The sequence below is a fragment of the Mycobacterium simulans genome (genome assembly GCF_900232995.1).
GTDB classification, from domain to species: domain Bacteria; phylum Actinomycetota; class Actinomycetes; order Mycobacteriales; family Mycobacteriaceae; genus Mycobacterium; species Mycobacterium simulans.
The window spans coordinates 127,829-145,621 of record NZ_OCVX01000003.1; the positions used below are offsets into that span (position 1 = coordinate 127,829).

Here is a 17,793-nt window from a genome sequence, read left to right on the forward strand (position 1 = left end):
TCGATCACCTCCGCTACTGACACGAGTCGAGTAGACGTTTAGTTCAACGCTAGCCCGGCGACGATGCAGACCGCGTAGCGGTGTGAGGAGGAGCCGGGCATTTCAGGCCCAGCCCGGCGACGATGCAGACCGCGTAGCGGTGTGAGGAGGAGCCGGGCATTTCAGGCCCAGCCCGGCGACGATGCGGCCGCATCGCGGCCGAGGAGGAGCTGGGCAATTCAGCCTAAGCCCGGCGACGATGCAGACCGCGTAGCGGTGTGAGGAGGAGCCGGGCAATTCAGGCCCAGCCCGGCGACGATGCAGACCGCGTAGCGGTGTGAGGAGGAGCCGGGCAATTCAGGCCCAGCCCGGCGACGATGCAGACCGCGTAGCGGTGTGAGGTGGGGCCCCCACCCGCTTGCGGGGGCGAGCTGGGCAATACCGACTTAGGCAACCGTCAGGATGCGAGGCCCGGTTTCGGTCGCCGCCACGGTGTGCTCCCAGTGTGCCGCTCGTGATCCGTCGGCGGTGGTGACCGTCCACTTGTCCTCGAGCACCAGGGTTTTTGTAGTTCCCAGGGTCAGCATTGGTTCGATGGCCAAGACCGAGCCCGCCACCAACAGTGGTCCGCGCCCCGGCGTGCCCACATTGGGCAGGAACGGATCCATATGCATCTCCCGGCCGATGCCGTGGCCCCCATATCCGTCGACGATACCGAACGAACGCCCATACCGAAGTTCGGCGCGACGCGTGCCCGTTTCGATGGCGTGTGCCACGTCGGACAGCCGATTGCCGACAACCATCGCCGCGATTCCGGCTTCCAGTGATTCCCTGGTCGCCTCGGACAGCGCTTCGTCGGCCACAGCCAGGGTTCCGACCCCGAAGGTGATTGCCGCATCGCCATGCCAGCCGTCCAGCACCGCACCGCAGTCGATTGACACCAGGTCACCGGGCGCCAATATCTCTGCGGCGGAGGGTATTCCGTGAACAACCCGGTCGTTGACCGAAGCGCAGATCGACGCCGGGTAGCCGTGATAGCCCAGGAACGATGGGGTCGCGCCGGCTTCGCGAATCACCGACTCAGCGATCTGGTCAAGACCCAGGCTGGACACACCAGCGATCGCGGCCGCACGGACTGCTTGCAGCGCCGAAGCTACGACCGCCCCCGCCGCGGCCATTGCGTCGAGTTCGCCGGGAGTGCGCTGCGGCACGACTCTGCGACCCCGCAGTCGTGCCAGAGCGCGCATCGTTACTTGCCTGGGTTTGATGAGGGGCGACCCGCTGCGCCCGGCTCCGCCGTGCTTGCGATCACCCCTGGGTTTGATGAGGGGCGACCCGCTGCGCCCGGCTCCGCCGTGCTTGCGATCACCCCGAGGGCTTGCAAGGCGCGGGCGAACACTTCATCCATGGTGCCGACGGCGTCGACCGTCTTCAACTCGCTGCGGTAGTACTCGAGCAGCGGAGCGGTCTCGTCGCGGTACACCTTCATCCGATTGAGAATGACCTCGTCGGTGTCATCGGCGCGGCCACGGCCTTTGAGCCGCTCCAGCAGCACCTCTTGCGATACCCGGAACTCCAGGACCGCGTCGATGTCGGTCCCCCGGCGTTGCAGCATCTCGTGCAGCGCCTTGGCCTGTTCCACCGAGCGCGGATATCCGTCGAGGATGAAACCCTTGGCCGCGTCCGGGTGGTTCAACCGGTCGTCGACGAGTTCGTTGGTCAGATCGGAAGGCACCAGGTCACCGGCATCCAGATAGCGTTTGGCCTCCACGCCGAGTTTGGTGCCGTCTTCGATGTTGCGCCGGAACAGTTCGCCGGTGGAGATCTGTGGGATCCCGAGTTTCTCGGCCAGCTTCTCGGCCTGCGTCCCCTTGCCCGCCCCCGGCGGTCCCAGCAAAACAACTCTCACTTGAGGAACCCTTCATAGTTGCGCTGCATGAGCTGACTCTCGATCTGTTTGACCGTATCCAAACCGACGCCGATCATGATCAGGACCGCGGTACCCCCGAAGGGTAAATTCTGGACCGCTCCGCCGTTGCCGATCTCCAGGAACAGATTGGGCAGCACCGCGATCACGCCCAGGTAGATCGAGCCCGGCAGGGTAATCCGGCTCAGCACAAAGCGCAGATAATCGGCGGTCGGGCGCCCCGGCCGAATGCCCGGAATAAAGCCGCCATATTTCTTCATCTCATCCGCACGTTCGTCGGGGTTGAACGTGATCGACACGTAGAAGTACGTGAAGAAGACGATCAGCCCGAAATAGATGCCGATATAAGCCGGGTTGCTCGGGTCCGACAGATACGTATTGACGACCTTGTCCCACCAGCCGTGGCCGACACCGCCGGCGCCGCTGCGAACCAGCTGGGTGATCAGATGCGGTATGTAGATCAGCGAGGACGCGAAAATCACCGGAATAACGCCGGCCTGGTTGACCTTCAGCGGCAGATACGTCGAGGTCCCGCCGTACATCCGCCGGCCCACCATGCGCTTGGCGTATTGCACCGGGATGCGGCGCTGGCCCTGCTCGACGAACACCACGCCGACGATGATGATCAGCGCGGCCGCACAAACCGCCGCAAAGATGGCCCCTCCGCGGCTTTCGAGGATGCTGTGCCCCTCGGCGGGAATGCGAGCGGCGATGCCGACGAAGATCAACAGCGACATGCCGTTGCCGATCCCGCGTTCGGTGATCAATTCGCCCATCCACATCACCAGCGCCGCACCAGCGGTCATCACCAGCACAATGACAACCGACGCGAAGATGCTCTGGTCGGAGATGATGTCCAGCTGGCAGCCCTGCAGCAGCCCGCCGTTGGCCGCCAGCGCCACGATGCTGGTGGCCTGCAGGATCGCCAGCGCGATCGCCAGGTAGCGGGTGTACTGGGTCATTTTCGCCTGGCCGGCCTGGCCTTCTTTCCGCAGTTCTTCGAACCTCGGGATGACCACGGTAAGCAGCTGCACGATGATGCTGGCGGTGATGTAGGGCATCACCCCCACCGCGAACACCGTCAGCTTCAATAGCGCGCCGCCGGAGAAAAGGTTGATCAGCGAATAGATCTGTCCCGCCGCGCCACCGCTGGCCTCTTTGATGCATTGCTGGACGTTCGGGATATTGACGCCGGGGGACGGCAATGAGGCACCGACGCGGTAGAGGATGACGATGCCCAGCGTGAAGAGGATCTTCCTTCTCAGGTCCACTGTTCGCAGTGACGAGATGAAAGCCGAAAGCACTCTTCCTCCTGCGCAGCCGGGGGTCAACCTGCGTTACGCGCCCAACACCCGCAGGCCAGGACGTACGGCCGAATTATCTACAGCGCGTCAAACCGTGTACGAGACTAACAGCTGGTCTGCGCAGGTCCTGTCAGGGTCGCCCGCTCCGGTACAGTTTTGGTAGCTCATTACATTGGCTAAATATCGAAGCGTTAGACATTGGGTAGGCATTGGGGAGGAACACGAATGACCCAGCTGGGCAGCGCGCGGTTCGAGGGCGATACATGGGACCTGGCATCCAGCGTGGGCCTGACGGCCACCATGGTGGCGGCGGCCCGGGCCGTGGCAGCACGGAACCCCCATGGTGCCGGGGCCGTGGCCCACGACCAATTCGCGGAACCGCTGGTCCGCGCGGTCGGCGTCGACTTCTTCACCCGGATGGCCAGCGGTGAGCTCGATGCCGCCGACCTCGATGAGGACGAGGCGAACGGCATGCGCCACTTCGCCAACGCCATGGCCGTCCGGACCAGGTTCTTCGACGACTTCTTCATCGACGCCACACGGGCCGGCATCCGACAGGCCGTGATCTTGGCGTCGGGCCTGGATTCCCGCGCCTACCGGCTGTCCTGGCCCTCCGGCACCATCGTGTTCGAAGTCGATCAGCCGCAGGTGATCGAGTTCAAGACCGCGACGTTGTCCGGTTTGGGTGCTGCGACGACGGCGGACCGTCGCGCGGTAGCCGCCGACCTACGCGACGACTGGCCCGCGGCGTTGCAAGAAGCCGGCTTCGATCCGGCGCGGCGGACCGCATGGATCGCCGAAGGGCTGCTGGGTTATCTCCCCGCCGACGCCCAGAACCGGCTATTGGATCAGATCACCGAGCTGAGTGTGCCGGGCAGCCGATTCGCCACCGAGGGTCTGCTCGACGTCAACGAGCTCAACGAAGTTGAACTGCGGCGCCGCATGCAGCGCCAGAACGAGCGGTGGAATCGCCACGGCCTCGACCTCGACATGGCCGCACTGGTGTATTTCGACGACCGCACGGACGCCGGGACATACCTCACCGCCCACGGCTGGCGGATCGCCAGCGCGAACAACTCAGACCTGCTCGCCCAACACGGACTGCCGCCGGTTGACGGCGACGACGCCCCGTTCGGCGAGGTGGTCTACATCAGCGCCGAGCTGGGTTGAATTCCAGGTGTAGTTCGGACAGTGCGCGCAGCGTGTACGTCGGTTCGTAGCTAAGGCGAGCGCCGGCCGGGCCGTGTTCGGCCGCCGACAATCTGATCTCGGTCATCCTGTCGAGGATGCCCTCGATGGAAACGCGGCTCTGCACCCGGGCCAGGTGTGTACCGGGGCAGAAATGAGCGCCCCGGCCGAAAGCCACGTGGTCGCGCATATTCGGCCGATTCAACCGGAATTCGTGCGGATCCTCGAACTTGCGGGGATCGCGGTTGACGGCTCCCAGGCACACCATCACGGTGGTGCCCGCGGGAATCGCAACGCCGCCAAGCGTGGTTGTCTTGCGCACCAACCGGAAATCGCTCTTCACCGGACTTTCCATCCGGAGGACCTCCTCGATGAAATTCGGGATCCGGCTGTGGTCGTCGCGGAGCTGCCGCACCAGATCGGGGCGGTCGGCCAGCATTCGAAGCGACCAGGTCAGCAACACGGCGGTGACGCCTCGCGCCGCCGTGAACAAAAGGGTGGCGCAACGGGCGGCGTCGGCGATTTCGGGTGTCGCCCCATCGGGATAGCGCGCGTTCGCCAGCCGCGTCAGCACGTCCGGGCGAGGCTCGCGTCGCCGGTCCAGCAGGTAATGGCCGAACTTGTCATCGAGCCACTCGAGCGAATTGTGTTGTATCGGTATGTGATCCAGTGCGCCAACCGGGACGTGGGGGCGCGGTGCGTCGAACGTCTCGCGGTCTTCTACCGGTATGCCAAGCAGGTCCGCAATCACCTTGGACGAGAACGGCTTGGCGTATCCGGACACAAACTCGCACTTCCCGGCTTCGATGAAGCTGTCGATCTGCTCATCAGCGAGGCGCCGCAGCAGCTCCTCGTTCGCCTGAATGCGCTTGGGCGTCAGCAGGCGACTCAGCAGGAAACGCACCCGGGAATGCTCGGGTGGGTCCATCGTGGTCATGTACTTACTCATCGGCATCTGGTCGCGATACCGCTCAATCTGCTCATCGATGTCGTCGCCCTGGGGTTCGAACGGCAGCGGTGGAAACGGTCCGCCGACCGCCACAATCGACGAGAAGGTCCCGGCGTCCTTGTAGACCACCGTGGCCTCCTCGTGGCCGGTAACAGCCACCACGTCGTGATGCGGCAGGTTCAACACCGGGCTCTGCGCCCTGAGGTGGTCGAAGTAGGGGTACGGGTTCGGTAGCAGGGACTCGTCGGCGAAGAAGTCGATCGCGTCCGGAGCACCAGCCAACACTCGCCTAGGGCAACATTCCATAGAAGTAATCATATGCTTGATTTATTGTTGCGCATGTGCAAGAGTTCCCCCGGTCGGTCAGGACAGGTCGGTCGTGCAGGGCGGGCGCAATCGCCGGCAACGTAGGCACGGCCGTTCGGAATCAAGAAAGTTCGGAATCAAGAAAGGGTTGATCAATGTCTGTCGTAATCACTCGCAACGAATCGCTCGCGGCTACGGGCTTCTCACCGGCAGATCTCGAGACGCTGCGTGCCATCAATGAAAAAATCGCCACCGCTCGCACCGCCCCAACGAAATTGGCTGACGACGCCTGGCTCTGTATCAGCGCTGTCAATGGGCTCACGTAGTTCCGAAGTTTCCTGCACCAGGAGACGGTGACACCCCTCTTAGCCACAGCGATCCGAAAGCCACAGATCCACGCGATGGAACCCCCAGTATTGTCGACTAAGCACCTTGTCCTACGCTGCGTGACGGCAGCCGACGAGGATGCAATCGTTGAAGCCTGTAATGATCCGCTGATTGCGCAGTATCTGTGGTTCCCAGTGCCATATACTCACGAAGACGCCCGCAAATTCATTGCCGACTCATCCGTAGGCTGGGCAGAAGATACCACCTACGGCTTCGGATTTTATGAAGCCTCAACGGGTCAGCTGGCCGGAACCTGTGCGCTGATGCCAGTATTGCGCGGTGTCGTAGAACTAGGCTATTGGACCGCACCGGCTTATCGCAATGGCGGATTCACCACCGAAGCAGCCCATAGATTGTGCCAGTGGGGATTTGATGAACTGCCAATACACCGGATCGAAGGTAATGATGGGAAATGAGAGTTCGCGGGCCGTGGCACGAAAAATAGGATTCGAGTTGGAAGGAATGCTACGTCAGCGGGCATATCGACGAGGCCAGCCACGAGACTGGTGGGTGGGCGCATTACTGTCGAGACCCTAATTGCGCCGGTGTACCTACTGAGGAAGTATTTGTGTGACAAATGAAAAATAAGGAAAGACCTGCCGAGCCATCTGTAATTAACGGCATGGACACACTCTGCACCAGCTATCTCGAATTGAAGCCCGATGACCGGGTACTCATGCTTTATTCGCACGAACTGCAGGGTGACGATGACCAAAGCTTGCTCGACACTCTACGCGAACGGATTGGTGCGCATTCGGTTGGCGTTTGGATAAAGCCCGCCGACGCATTCGACGAATGCGACCTTGCAGACTGCGATGTGTTGCTGCTCGTCAGCAGGGTATCCAGCAGCCATCGCGCAAAGATACTCGAGTACCTCGAATTTGCCGGTGGGCTAAGTCCGACCCGAATCTTCCGGCTATTCAACTTCTCCCCACAGCTATTCAAACTGACTCTCGCCGTCGATCGTTCATCCCTGGACAGTTTGAATAATTCTGTCATCGGAGCTGCTCGGTCGACACACGACATCCACATTACTAATGAGGCCGGAACCGATCTGCACGTCCGCCCATTAGCAGACGGCGGATGGACAAACAGCAGCGGGTATTTCTGTGGACGTTTTCCCGCTATCCTGCCGCCCGGAGAGGTAAATACCTATACTCCTCACGTGACCGGAACCGTTGTGGCTGATGGGGCGATAAATTCAAGCTTTGGATTTCCCGGCGATCCTCGATTGGCCACTAGTCCCGTTACCCTTGAAATTACCGAATCCGTGGTCAAGAAGGTAACCTGCGCCGATCCAGTGGTGTCGTATGTTCTGAGTAACTTCTTTAAGGTCGAAAACGCCGACCGCGTCGGCGAAGTTGGCTTCGGCACCAATGAAGGAATTACGGAATGGGTCAATTTCCTGTCGCACATAAATGAGCGCCACCCGGGCCTGCACCTTGGGTTGGGAACTCCATCACAACCGCGGTCGAAGGTTGGCTGGGGCTCGCCTCTACATCTCGACATGATTCTGGATGGATGCAGGATCTGGTTTGACGACGCCCTGGTGTTCTCGAATGGAATCTGGGATCGTGCAGCGCTCAACACGCTGCATCAGGGTGTGACTGTGCATGATGTCCTACACGTCGACGCGGTTTGATGCCGGTGACGCGCCATGACTGACCTGCGACCTCGCGGGTAGCGACAGCGTGGCGATGGTGCGCCACGTCTGGGCGAACTGGGTCAGGAAGGGGCCGGTGGTGTAGGGCAGGTCGTATTTGTCGCAGACTTGGCGCACCCGCACCGCAATCTCGGCGAGCCGGTTGCTGGGCAGGTCGGGATAGAGGTGGTGCTCGATCTGATACGACAGATTGCCGGTCAGAAACGCCAGCAGCGGCCCGGCATCGATATTGGCGCTGCCGAGGATCTGTCGCAGGTACCACTGCCCCTTCGTCTCGTTGTCCAAGTCTTGATTGGTGAACTTCTCTGCGCCGTCAGGGAAATGACCGCACAACACCACCGCGTCGATCCACACGTTGCGGATGACGTTGGCCAAAACGTTGGCAGTCACAGCGGATGTGAAGGTCGCACCCGGCGACAGCGAGGTCAGCGCCGGGGTCGCCAGGTAGTCCTTGACCAGCTGGCGGCCGGCCTTGGAAAAACGTTCGCGCAACTCCAGCTTGGCCGCGCGATCGGCGCGACCGTTGAACAGATTGCGCAGCTGCAAGCCCAAGTGCTGCAACGCAACTCCCCACTCGAAGCCGAGCATGAGCAGGGCGCTCATCAGCAGGTTGGCGATGTGGTGCTTGCGCCAGGGCTGATCGCGTGTGACGCGCAGGAACCCGTAACCGACGTCAGTGTCCATCCCCAGCACGTTGGTGTACTTGTGGTGCTGAAAGTTGTGGGTGAACCGCCAGCGTTTGGCCGTGCCCGCCATGTCCCATTCCCAGGACGACGAGTGGATCTCGGGGTCGTTCATCCAATCCCACTGGCCGTGCATGACGTTATGGCCGATCTCCATGTTTTCGACGATCTTTGCCAAACCGAGCGTTGCCGCGCCGGCCCACCAAGCCCAGCGCCTGGAACTGGCCGCCAGGACCACTCGGCCGGCGACCTCAACAGCGCGCTGAAGGGCGATGGTGCGGTAGATGTACCGTGCATCGCGCTCACCACGGCAGTCCTCGATCTCGGCGCGGATCGCGTCCAGCTCAGCGGCCAGGCCGCCAACGTCTGCGTCGGTCAGATGGCTGAGCACCGACGCATCTGAGATGGCCATCGCCGGTTCACCGCTACACCAGTGCCATGATCTGCGGTAAGGCTTCGCGCGCGGCGACTCGACCCGCCTCGCGGGCACGGTCGATCTGGTGGAACTCGAGGAAGCCAATGGCGCTGGTGTCGGGCGTAATCGCCAGGTCCGCCTGCGCCAGCACGGCCGCCGACGCCATGCCGCTGCCGATCGTGATGGTGCGTATCAGGGTGTCGCTGATGGCTGGCACCCGTAGTGAGCGCCCGTGTTCGGCCGTCGGTGTGGGGTGTGCCTCCCTTCCGGCGCCGACTTGCACCGCGATCACCGGACCGTCGCGGCGGTCCAGCGTGGTCACCGGTAGGTTGTCGAGCACGCCCCCGTCGACGTGCAGCGACTGGTCGTAGAGTTTCGGCGGGTACAAGCCCGGCAGCGACACCGAACAGGCGAGAACCTCGGCGAGCGGGCCGCGGCGGTGCACGACGGCCCGCCGCTCCAGCAGATCGACGCTGACGCAGCGGAATTCCTTCGGTAGTTCCTCCACGAGGCGTGCGCCATATGCGTCGTAGAGAGCGGCCAGGGTACGCCGGCCCCGAATCAGCCCCTTGCTGGGCAGCGTGTAGTCGGTGACGGGATTGTTGCGGACAAAGTACTCGTAGATGTGGGCATCCACGGCGGCTGCGTCCAGGCCCATCGCGGCGAGAGCGGCGACAACCGCTCCCATGCTGGTCCCGGCGATCCGTCCGACTTCGACGCCGGCTGCCTCCAGCTCCTCGAGCACACCCAGGTGGGCGAAGGCGCGCGCGGCCCCACCGCTGAGGACCAGCCCGACTGATTGGCCCGCAATGCGTGCCGCGAGCGGGCGCAAGTCGGCTGCCGCATGTCCGGGGCGGACCTCATGCACCGACCGCGGGGTGATCAATTCCTCCCATGTGCGCCGGTGATCCCTGGTTGCGGGCGGTCCCGCCAGCACCAGATCGGCTCCTGCGGCTCGCGCTCGTAGCCGTTCAGGCGCCGGTACCGGATCGGCGGCGACCAGCACCACGCGGTCGGCGACGCGCAGGCAGAAGTCCCACCAATCCCCGTCATGCGCCGCGGCGTGCAACAGCACCTTGTCTGCGGCCCGCTCCGCGCGCTCCAACCCGTCGCGGTCGATGTGGCCGAATGTTTCCACTCGGAGCCGTCTCGACAGTGCTGTGGACAGTTCGGCGGCCACCATTTCGACGGGCGCCGTGGCGTCGACGCCAATAACAGCGACGACCACTTCGGGCGTCGGGTGGGCAGCCTTAGATGGCGGCGTCTGGTACAGACGACTGGCCAAGGCTCGGACCAGTGCCCTGAGCACACCCGAGTCCGCGACATTGTCGAATTGGGCTTTGGTCAGTCGCACTAGTGTGGAGTCCCGCACGGCTCGGACCGAAGCGGATCTGGGCGCGTCGATCATCAATCCGAGCTCGCCGACGACCTCCCCGCGGCCCAACTCCGTGACCACCACGTCGTCGCGCAGCACCTGCAGCCGCCCATTACGTATCACGTAGAGGGAGTCGGAGGCGTCGCCGGCCCGGAATAGGTACGAGCCGGCCGCCAGCTCAACCTGCTCGGCGCAGTCTCGTAGTCCCGCCAGCGCGACAGCGTCCAGTCCCGCAAACAATGGCAGAGCCCCAAGCGGGTCCTCGCTGGAAGCGGCCGACGGGGGTTCGGCGAGTGCGCGGTGCCGGGGTGCCGGCCTCGATGCCAACGGTTCGAGGTGCGGCGTCGGCTCGGACTCGACCGCGTCGATCGTGACGTGGCGGGTGCGGCCCAGCAACACCGCTCCGATCGCGACGGCGGCAAAGCAGATCGCGGCCAACACCCATCCTTTTCGTAGCGCAGCTTCGGCCGCCTCGCGCCCCGGCGTCCCGACCACTACCACCAGGAGCGCGATGCCGATCACCGCACCGAGCTGGCGGGTGCTGCTGACGACGGCAGCCGCGGTGGCGTAGCTGCCGCCTGCGGCCAGCCCGGCCAGGGCGGCGCTGCCAAGCATCGGCAATGTCGCGCCGACTCCGATGCCCTGCAACAGCTGGCCGGGCAGCCACGCGCCGAGGAAATCCGGTGTCGGCCCGACGCGTTCGATGTACCACAGCAGGCTGCCGGTCCAGGTCAGCGCGCCGGCAACGATGATGATGCGATACCCATGCCGGTCAGCGACGCGCCCAAGCACCGCAGCGACAATGGCTGCGACGAACGCGGCGGGAGCGACCGCCAGGCCCGCGCGCAACAAGTTATAACCCCACACGTAGTTCAAGAACAGGACGTGGGTCAGCAGATATGCGTAGAACCCGGCGCTTGCGACCAGGGTCAACGTGTTGCCGGTTACGAACGAGCGGATGCGCAGAAACGCCGGCTCGATCAGTGGCGTCGCGTGGTTCCGCGAGCTCATGACGAATCCCGCCATCGCCACGGCCGCCGCCACGCACGACCCGATGACGGTGGCGCTCGCCCAGCCCCAGTCGGGGCCCTTGATCAGACCGAGCGTCAAGAACGCCAGCGCGGCCGCGAGCAGCGCCGCCCCCCGCAGATCGGGAACGCGTCGCCGCCCCGAGGCGCGGCTTTCGACCAGCCTCCGCCGGGCCACCATCAAAGCCACGACGCCTAGTGGAAGATTCACCAGGAACACCCACCGCCAACTTGATGCCTCGACGAGGGCACCGCCGATCGGCGGGCCAAGGCCCGATGCGATCGCGGCCCCCGCACCCCACAGGCCTACCCCGTGCGCCCGGCGCGTGGCCTCGAAGCTCTCGACGACAAGCCCGAGCGATGCCGGCACGAGAATCGCCGCGCCAACACCCTGCAGCACACGGAACGCAACCAACTGCCCGACGCTGTCGGCGGCGGCACATAACCCGGAAGCGGCCGTGAATAACACGACCCCGTAAATGAACATCCGGTTGCGCCCGAGAAGGTCAGCGAGCCGGCCGCCTGCCACCAGGATCGCAGCGAACGCGATGTTGTAGGCGTTGAGCACCCACGACAGGCTGCCGATGTCGCTGTTGTGGAAATGTCTTTGGATTGCCGGAAATGCGATGTTGACGATCGTCGAATCGAGAAAGGCGAGAAAGGCGCCGAAAGCCGCTACTAGCAGCACCGCGGTTGGTGACGGCTGGCGGCGTTGCGTGAGCTGTGGGCGCGGGTGGTCGGACGGCTGGTCGGGTTCATACGCCGTGTTTCGGTCTGCCGTGGCGACGGTCCGGGCGTTGCCCTCACTGGCACGATCAGGGGTGTATCTGTGGGCAGGCCGCCGGGGCACTGCGATTCTGCTAGTCATGCCGCTCCTGTCTGGTGCACTTCGGTGGCATCGATGAGATGTGTTGTGTGCCTGACGATTGCCGCCCCTCCCAGGTCCCGGGCGGTATCGCGGGCGCGATGCAGCATCGCCAGAGCCCGTGGCTTGTCTGCGTCGGCATTTCGCGACAGCAGCATCTCCGCCCAGTACTGCATGTTCCGTGCCTCAAACAGCGGCGCGCCGATGCGGTCGTGCAGTGTGCTTGCTGCGGCGAAATGCTGTTCGGCGTCATCGAATCGGCCAAGCGCGCCCGCCAGGCGTCCGAGGATCGTGCCGGCCGACGAGAAGGCGATCGGGACGGGGTAGATCAGGTGGGCGCGGTAGGGGTACAGCAGGTCATAGATCTCCGCGATGGCATCGCGGTCGCCAAGGCGCACCGCGGTTAAGCCCCAATGCGCCAGGGCATACAGCCGCAGGTAGTCCTGGTTCAGCGACCCGAAACCGGCTTGGATCACCTCGTCGAGCAGGTCGCCTGCCTCGTCGTACCGGCCGTGTTCGGTGAGGTAGAACGACAGTCTGGCCGGTATCGAAGACAGGCCAGGCGCAAGTTTTCTCAACTGGAAGTTCGCGTCGATGATTTCCTCGTCGATCCGATCCTGTTCGTATCGCACGTAGTTGAACTGGGGGCTGTAGAAAACGGCTGCGTCTGGAAAGCCGAGGGCCATCCCGACCGCCAGCCCGTCGCGGGAATGCCTGTCGGCGAGCTCCAGATCGCCGTCGACCGATGCCATCACTGTCGCGAGAAACAGTGCCACCCAACGTATCCGGGGCTGACCGGTTTGCTCGGAGAGCAGCCACGCTCGGCGCGCGCACTCGCGGGCTTCGTCGATGTCGGCGACTTCGACCGTGGCGATAAATCTCATGGCCGCGGCCATGCAGCCGAGGAATGGGTCATCCACACCATCGGCCAGGGCCAGCAGCTCGCCGGTGAGCCCCAGCCGCTCGGCCATTAGATCGGGTCGCATCGCCAATGCCGAGGTGACCAACTCCAGCACCTTCGCCAGTGCGTGTTTGTCGGCGCCGTGGCGCGCCAACACCAGCGCCTCGTCGATGAGCGGGCGTATCCGAGTGGCGAAATCCCAGTCGACGCACGCTTCGGCGGCCAGCTGCGCCAGCAAAAGGGGCCGATGGGGGGAACCGGCGGGCACCACATCGATGGCCGCTTGCAACCCCGCGATCCGCTCGGTGTCGACATCGCCACAGTTGCTCAGCCAGCCGCGGGTGTTGGTGATCGCGGCTCTGGCCATGCGCTCCCGGTCGCCGATACCTGACGCGATCCCACCGGCGGCCAGCAACGTATCGCGGTAGGCCGGCTCCCCGGTCTGCCACTGCGCTTCGCCCATGAGGATCATCAGGTCGCAGCGATCGGCCTCGCTGACATTGCGTGCCTTCCCGAGCTGCTCGAGAGCCTGGGCGAACCAGCGCAGCGCCTCATCCGGGGCCAGCTGCGCAAGAGCGCGCTCGCCGGCGCGACGTGCATAGGAGATCGCCTTGCCGGAGCTGGCCGCCGGCCCCGCGGCCGCCCAGTGGTAGGCCAGCTCGCCAAGCCTCTCATCGACGTCGCCCCGGGCGATGTCTTCGATGGCTTGGGCGATCTGGAGGTGAAGCCGTGCACGTCGGGTTCGGCTAAGGGCCTCGCACAGCGTGTGGTTGATCAGCGCGTGCGCGAACACGAACCGCCCCAACGCTTCTGGACTCTCCCTCAACACCGACCCGGCTACCGCCGACTCCAGCGCAGCGAGCAGGTCGTCCTCGCAGCGTTCGCTGACCACCGACAGCAGCTCAAGATCGAACTCACGCCCAATCACCGCGGCAGCGCTCAAAACGCTGACGACGTCGGATCCGAGCCGGTGGATCCGCTGAGCGACCACGTCACGGACGCTGCGCGGGATACGCAACTTGCCGATCTCGGCGGTAACGACATAGTGGCCACTGTCGCCCTGCACAATCCCCCCGGACTCGACGAGATCGCGCAGGATTTCGGTGACAAAGAAAGGGTTGCCGTCGCTCTCACGACACACCGCCGCGGCCAGCCTGCGACCCTTGGAGGTGAGCTCATGACCCGCGGCGGCCGCTATCAGCGACTCGACCTCCTGCTGCGCCAGGCCCTGCAATGTCACCCACTCCACACCGGCTTCTCGACGCAGATCGGCCAGCAACGCACTAAGCGGATGATTCGCATCGATCTCGCTGTCGCGGTATGTGCACAAGAACAACAGGCGCGCTTGCACCACATGCGCGACGACGTGCTTCAAAAGTGCCAGCGACGGTTTGTCGGACCAGTGCAGATCATCGAGCAACACCACCACCAAGAGCCCCTGGGCGGCCGCGCACTGCAACAGTCCGACGACCGCCCCAAACAGCAGGCACCGCTCCGCCGCCGGGTCACCGACCCGCGGCGCGGGCACGTTGGGCAGCCGGCGCGCCAGCTCGGGCACTAGCCGGCACAGTTCGCCGCCGTGCTCGCCCACATGCTGGGCCAACACCTCCATCGGGGCATGCTCGACAAGGTCGCGCAACGCCTGCACCCAAGGCTGGTACGACGCTGCCAACTCCTCATCGCAATGCCCGAAAAGCACGGTGGCGCCCTCGGCGTGAGCCTCCGACACCAACTGCGCGGCTAACCGCGTCTTGCCGATGCCGGGCTCTCCGGCGATCAGCACTACCTGGCGCGCTCCCTCGATTGCGAGCTGGCGCACCTGAGATAACCGGTCGCGGATGTCTTCGCGGCCCACATAAGTGGTTAACGGCAACACCTGCAACCGCGGCGGCAGCGGGATGGTTGCACCCGCCAGCGACGCCCACAAAAGCTCCCACGCCGCCACCGGCTCGGGCAGGCCCTTCAGTTCGAGGTCGCCGACCGAACGGAACGTGTGCTCACCACGACGACCGACCATCACCCGGGTCACATCCGACAGCAACACCTGACCCGGATTTGCCTTGGCACACAGCCGCGCCGCCTCCACCACAGGAGGTCCGAACACATCCCCATCCGAGCGCGTCGCGTCGCCCATGCTGATCCCCACGCGCACCAACAGCTGTTCCGTGGCGTGGCGGTTGCGCAGTTCGTGGCGCTGCTGGATCGCTTGAGCGCATTCGACGGCAGCGGCCGCTGACGGCAGCACCACCATCACCCCGTCGCCGGTGTTCTTTACCTCGAACCCGTCGGCGCCAGCAATCGCTCCGCGCAGCAGCCTAAAGTGTTCGACGCGCAGCTCCTCGGCGCGCTCCGGACCCACTCGCGACGCCAGCGCGGTCGAATCGACCAGATCGGTGAACAAGACGGTAACGGTCTCAACCTGACCGGGCATCACGCCTCACCGCCGTCACGTAAGTAGATGCGATGGACCTTCGACTCAGACGTCATTGTTTTCCTGCCAAACGTTCTGCTCGGAAGGGTTCTGATCAGGGCCTTTCTGCTTGCTAGGTCACGGTATGCAGACCGCGTATCGGCGTCCAGTACAAAATTGCGAACAGATTCATGCGTAATTCGCAACTGTGCTTGACCGCGACAGCCGTTGATGCAGTTCAGCCACGCCAGCCGTTACCAAAGCCCGATCGTCGGACCCACCACTACTGTCGTCGGCGTGGCTCAAATGCGCCCGGCCGTGGTGAGGAAGCCACCCCACGTGCTCAACGGCCGCCTCGGGCCAACCCCGGCAAATCGAGATGTTTAACTAACGATGCAGAAATCCCGAGACGAAATCAATGGCATTAAAGCCGCCCGAGTTTTGCACACCGGAATTCGCAATGCCTGATGACGCGCTCTGGCGGGTCGGATCGGCATCAAAATTGCCAAAGCCGGACTGCTCTTCGCCCGTGTTCCCAAATCCAGAAATGAAGCTTAAGTCGGAGATGCCGGTGGCCTTGTTGTTGAAACCTGAAGCTATATTGCCCAGATTGCCGTAACCTGACAGCGACTGGCCCGCATTGCCGATTCCCGAGTTCTGCAACGTACCTGAGTTTTGCATGCCCGAGTTTCCCTTGCCAGAGTTATAGAAGCCCGAATTTCCGCTGCCAGTGTTTCCGAATCCTGAGTTCGGGCCGGTGCCATCGCCCGAGCTACCGAAGCCAGTGTTCAGGTTGCCAGAGTTATAACCTCCGGTATTCGTATCGCCCGAGTTTCCCCAGCCGGTATTCGTCGATCCGGAATTATAGAAGCCCGAATTAGAGTCGCCACCGTTAAAACTACCCGAGTTAAGCAACCCCGAATTGAAGTCACCGGTGTTAAGGAAGCCACCGTTAAAACTTCCGGTGTTGAGGTCACCCGCGTTTGCAAAGCCGGTATTGCTGCCGCCGGCGTTGCCAAAGCCGGTGTTGACATCTCGCGCATTCCCGATGCCGGTATTGACTAAGCCCGAGTTCCCGAATCCGGTGTTTATTTCGCCCGAGTTCCCGAAGCCTGTGTTGACCCAACCCGAGTTCCCGACGCCTACGTTACCGTTGCCCGAGTTAAAGAAACCGATGTTGTTGGTGCCCGAGTTCCCGAAGCCGATATTCCCGCTACCCGAGTTCAGCCCGCCGAAGCCCACCTGGTTATTACCAGTGAGCCCGATGCCTATGTTATTGCTGCCAGTGTTCCCGAAGCCGAAGTTGTTGCTGCCGGTGTTCCCCAAGCCGAAGTTGTAGCTCCCGGCGTTGCCGAAGCCAATGTTTGCGTTACCGACGTTTCCGCCGCCGAAGTTTCCGTTGCCAGAGTTACCTATGCCGACGTTTCCATCGCCGGGTGAGGGCTCCAACGGAAGGCCAATGTTTGGGCCCCCGTTTCCGATACCAATGTTCCCATTGCCGAAGTTCCCGAAGCCGAAGTTTTGGTTGCCGAAGTTCCCGCCACCCACGTTGGAGTTGCCGACGTTGCCGCTACCCACGTTGAAGCTTGCCGCGATACCCCGCGCGACGCTTCCGTTGCCGCTACCCAGGTTGGAGTTGCCGAAGTTCCCGCTGCCCACGTTGAAGCTCGAAGCTTGCCCAAGGAAACCGCTGCCATTTCCGCTGCCCAGGTTGGAGTTGCCGAAGTTTCCGTTGCCAAGGTTTTGGTCGCCGGTGTTGCCATTCCCGAGATTGAGGCTGCCGCGGTTGCCGATCCCCAAGCTGGGCAGAGTCTGCAACAAATCCCGCATAGTGCTCTGCACTGGCACCAACTGGGCAGCCGCCGCCGACGCCCCGCCGTAATAACTCACCATCGCCGAGACATCCGCAGCCCACATCGCCTCGTAGTGCGCCTCGGTGGCGGCGATCGCCGGCGCGTTTTGACCAAACAGATTCGCCACCACCAACGACACCAGCTCAGAGCGATTGGCCGCCACCACCGCCGGATGCACCGTGGCCGCGCGCGCCGCATCAAACACCACGGCCACGTTTGCGGCTTGAATCGACGCTTGCTCGGCTTGAGCAGCTGCCGCGCGCAACCACGCGGCATACCTCTCCGCCACGCCCGTCATCGCCTGCGCGGCTGGACCCTGCCATGCCTGACCACCCAGCCCCGACGTCACCGACGAGAAGCCCGCAACCGCCGACTGCAGCTCGCTGGCCAGATTGTCCCAAGCGTTCGCGGCTGCCAGCATCGGCCCCGAGCCCGCACCCGCGAACATCAACGCCGAATTGATCTCCGGCGGCAATACCGAAAAGTTCATGACGGTCATCAGCTTTCTGCGGTACACGCGGATCTGGCCTGGTTATGAGCCCACGCTAGGAAGCGCGCGT

Annotated in this window: 9 protein-coding genes and 3 pseudogenes; 4 read left to right on the forward strand and 8 right to left on the reverse strand. The window is 63.6% G+C overall.

What is annotated here, in order from left to right; genetic code table 11:
* Positions 1 to 425 precede the first annotated feature (425 nt).
* From map to secY, 3 genes and pseudogenes are all read right to left on the reverse strand, one after another.
* The gene (gene map / locus MSIMFI_RS01240; protein WP_191495840.1) at positions 426 to 1,226 is read right to left on the reverse strand and encodes a type I methionyl aminopeptidase; all 801 of its coding nucleotides are present in this window, start codon (positions 1,224 to 1,226) and stop codon (positions 426 to 428) included.
* A gap of 122 nt (positions 1,227 to 1,348) precedes the next feature.
* Positions 1,349 to 1,888 (reverse strand): annotated as a pseudogene (locus tag MSIMFI_RS01245) (adenylate kinase); the annotation flags it as partial.
* Complete coding sequence (secY, locus tag MSIMFI_RS01250) at positions 1,885 to 3,210, reverse strand: preprotein translocase subunit SecY (protein ID WP_191495841.1); 1,326 nt, start codon at positions 3,208 to 3,210, stop codon at positions 1,885 to 1,887. The pseudogene MSIMFI_RS01245 and the gene secY, both read right to left, overlap by 4 nt.
* Positions 3,211 to 3,435: 225 nt before the next feature.
* Here secY and MSIMFI_RS01255 point away from each other — a divergent pair, with 225 nt between their 5' ends.
* Positions 3,436 to 4,380, forward strand: a complete 945-nt coding sequence (locus MSIMFI_RS01255) for a class I SAM-dependent methyltransferase (RefSeq protein WP_191495842.1) — start codon at positions 3,436 to 3,438, stop codon at positions 4,378 to 4,380.
* Here MSIMFI_RS01255 and MSIMFI_RS01260 read toward each other — a convergent pair.
* Positions 4,361 to 5,632, reverse strand: a complete 1,272-nt coding sequence (locus MSIMFI_RS01260; RefSeq protein WP_224770029.1) for a cytochrome P450 — start codon at positions 5,630 to 5,632, stop codon at positions 4,361 to 4,363. The two genes, MSIMFI_RS01255 and MSIMFI_RS01260, sit on opposite strands and share 20 nt — an antisense overlap.
* Positions 5,633 to 5,808: 176 nt before the next feature.
* Here MSIMFI_RS01260 and MSIMFI_RS01265 point away from each other — a divergent pair, with 176 nt between their 5' ends.
* The 3 genes and pseudogenes from MSIMFI_RS01265 to MSIMFI_RS01275 all read left to right on the forward strand — a co-directional run bounded on the left by MSIMFI_RS01265 (position 5,809) and on the right by MSIMFI_RS01275 (position 7,682).
* Entirely contained in the window at positions 5,809 to 5,979 is a 171-nt protein-coding gene (locus tag MSIMFI_RS01265) for a hypothetical protein (protein WP_191495844.1), read from the forward strand.
* A gap of 75 nt (positions 5,980 to 6,054) precedes the next feature.
* A pseudogene (locus MSIMFI_RS01270) lies at positions 6,055 to 6,577 on the forward strand (GNAT family N-acetyltransferase).
* A gap of 40 nt (positions 6,578 to 6,617) precedes the next feature.
* On the forward strand, positions 6,618 to 7,682 hold the full coding sequence (locus MSIMFI_RS01275; protein ID WP_191495845.1) for a M29 family metallopeptidase: 1,065 nt from the start codon (positions 6,618 to 6,620) through the stop codon (positions 7,680 to 7,682).
* 36 nt (positions 7,683 to 7,718) lie between these two features.
* On the opposite strand, the pseudogene MSIMFI_RS01280 reads toward MSIMFI_RS01275, so the two are convergent.
* The 4 genes and pseudogenes from MSIMFI_RS01280 to MSIMFI_RS01295 form a co-directional block, all read right to left on the reverse strand.
* Positions 7,719 to 8,798 (reverse strand): annotated as a pseudogene (locus tag MSIMFI_RS01280) (fatty acid desaturase family protein); the annotation flags it as partial.
* A gap of 13 nt (positions 8,799 to 8,811) precedes the next feature.
* Positions 8,812 to 12,072 (reverse strand): MFS transporter, encoded by a 3,261-nt coding sequence (locus tag MSIMFI_RS01285; RefSeq protein ID WP_191495847.1) that lies wholly within the window; start codon positions 12,070 to 12,072, stop codon positions 8,812 to 8,814.
* On the reverse strand, positions 12,069 to 15,401 hold the full coding sequence (locus MSIMFI_RS01290) for an ATP-binding protein (RefSeq protein ID WP_191495848.1): 3,333 nt from the start codon (positions 15,399 to 15,401) through the stop codon (positions 12,069 to 12,071). The genes MSIMFI_RS01285 and MSIMFI_RS01290 overlap by 4 nt, the downstream gene beginning before the upstream one ends.
* A gap of 366 nt (positions 15,402 to 15,767) precedes the next feature.
* Positions 15,768 to 17,723, reverse strand: a complete 1,956-nt coding sequence (locus tag MSIMFI_RS01295; RefSeq protein WP_191495849.1) for a PPE family protein — start codon at positions 17,721 to 17,723, stop codon at positions 15,768 to 15,770.
* Positions 17,724 to 17,793 lie beyond the last annotated feature (70 nt).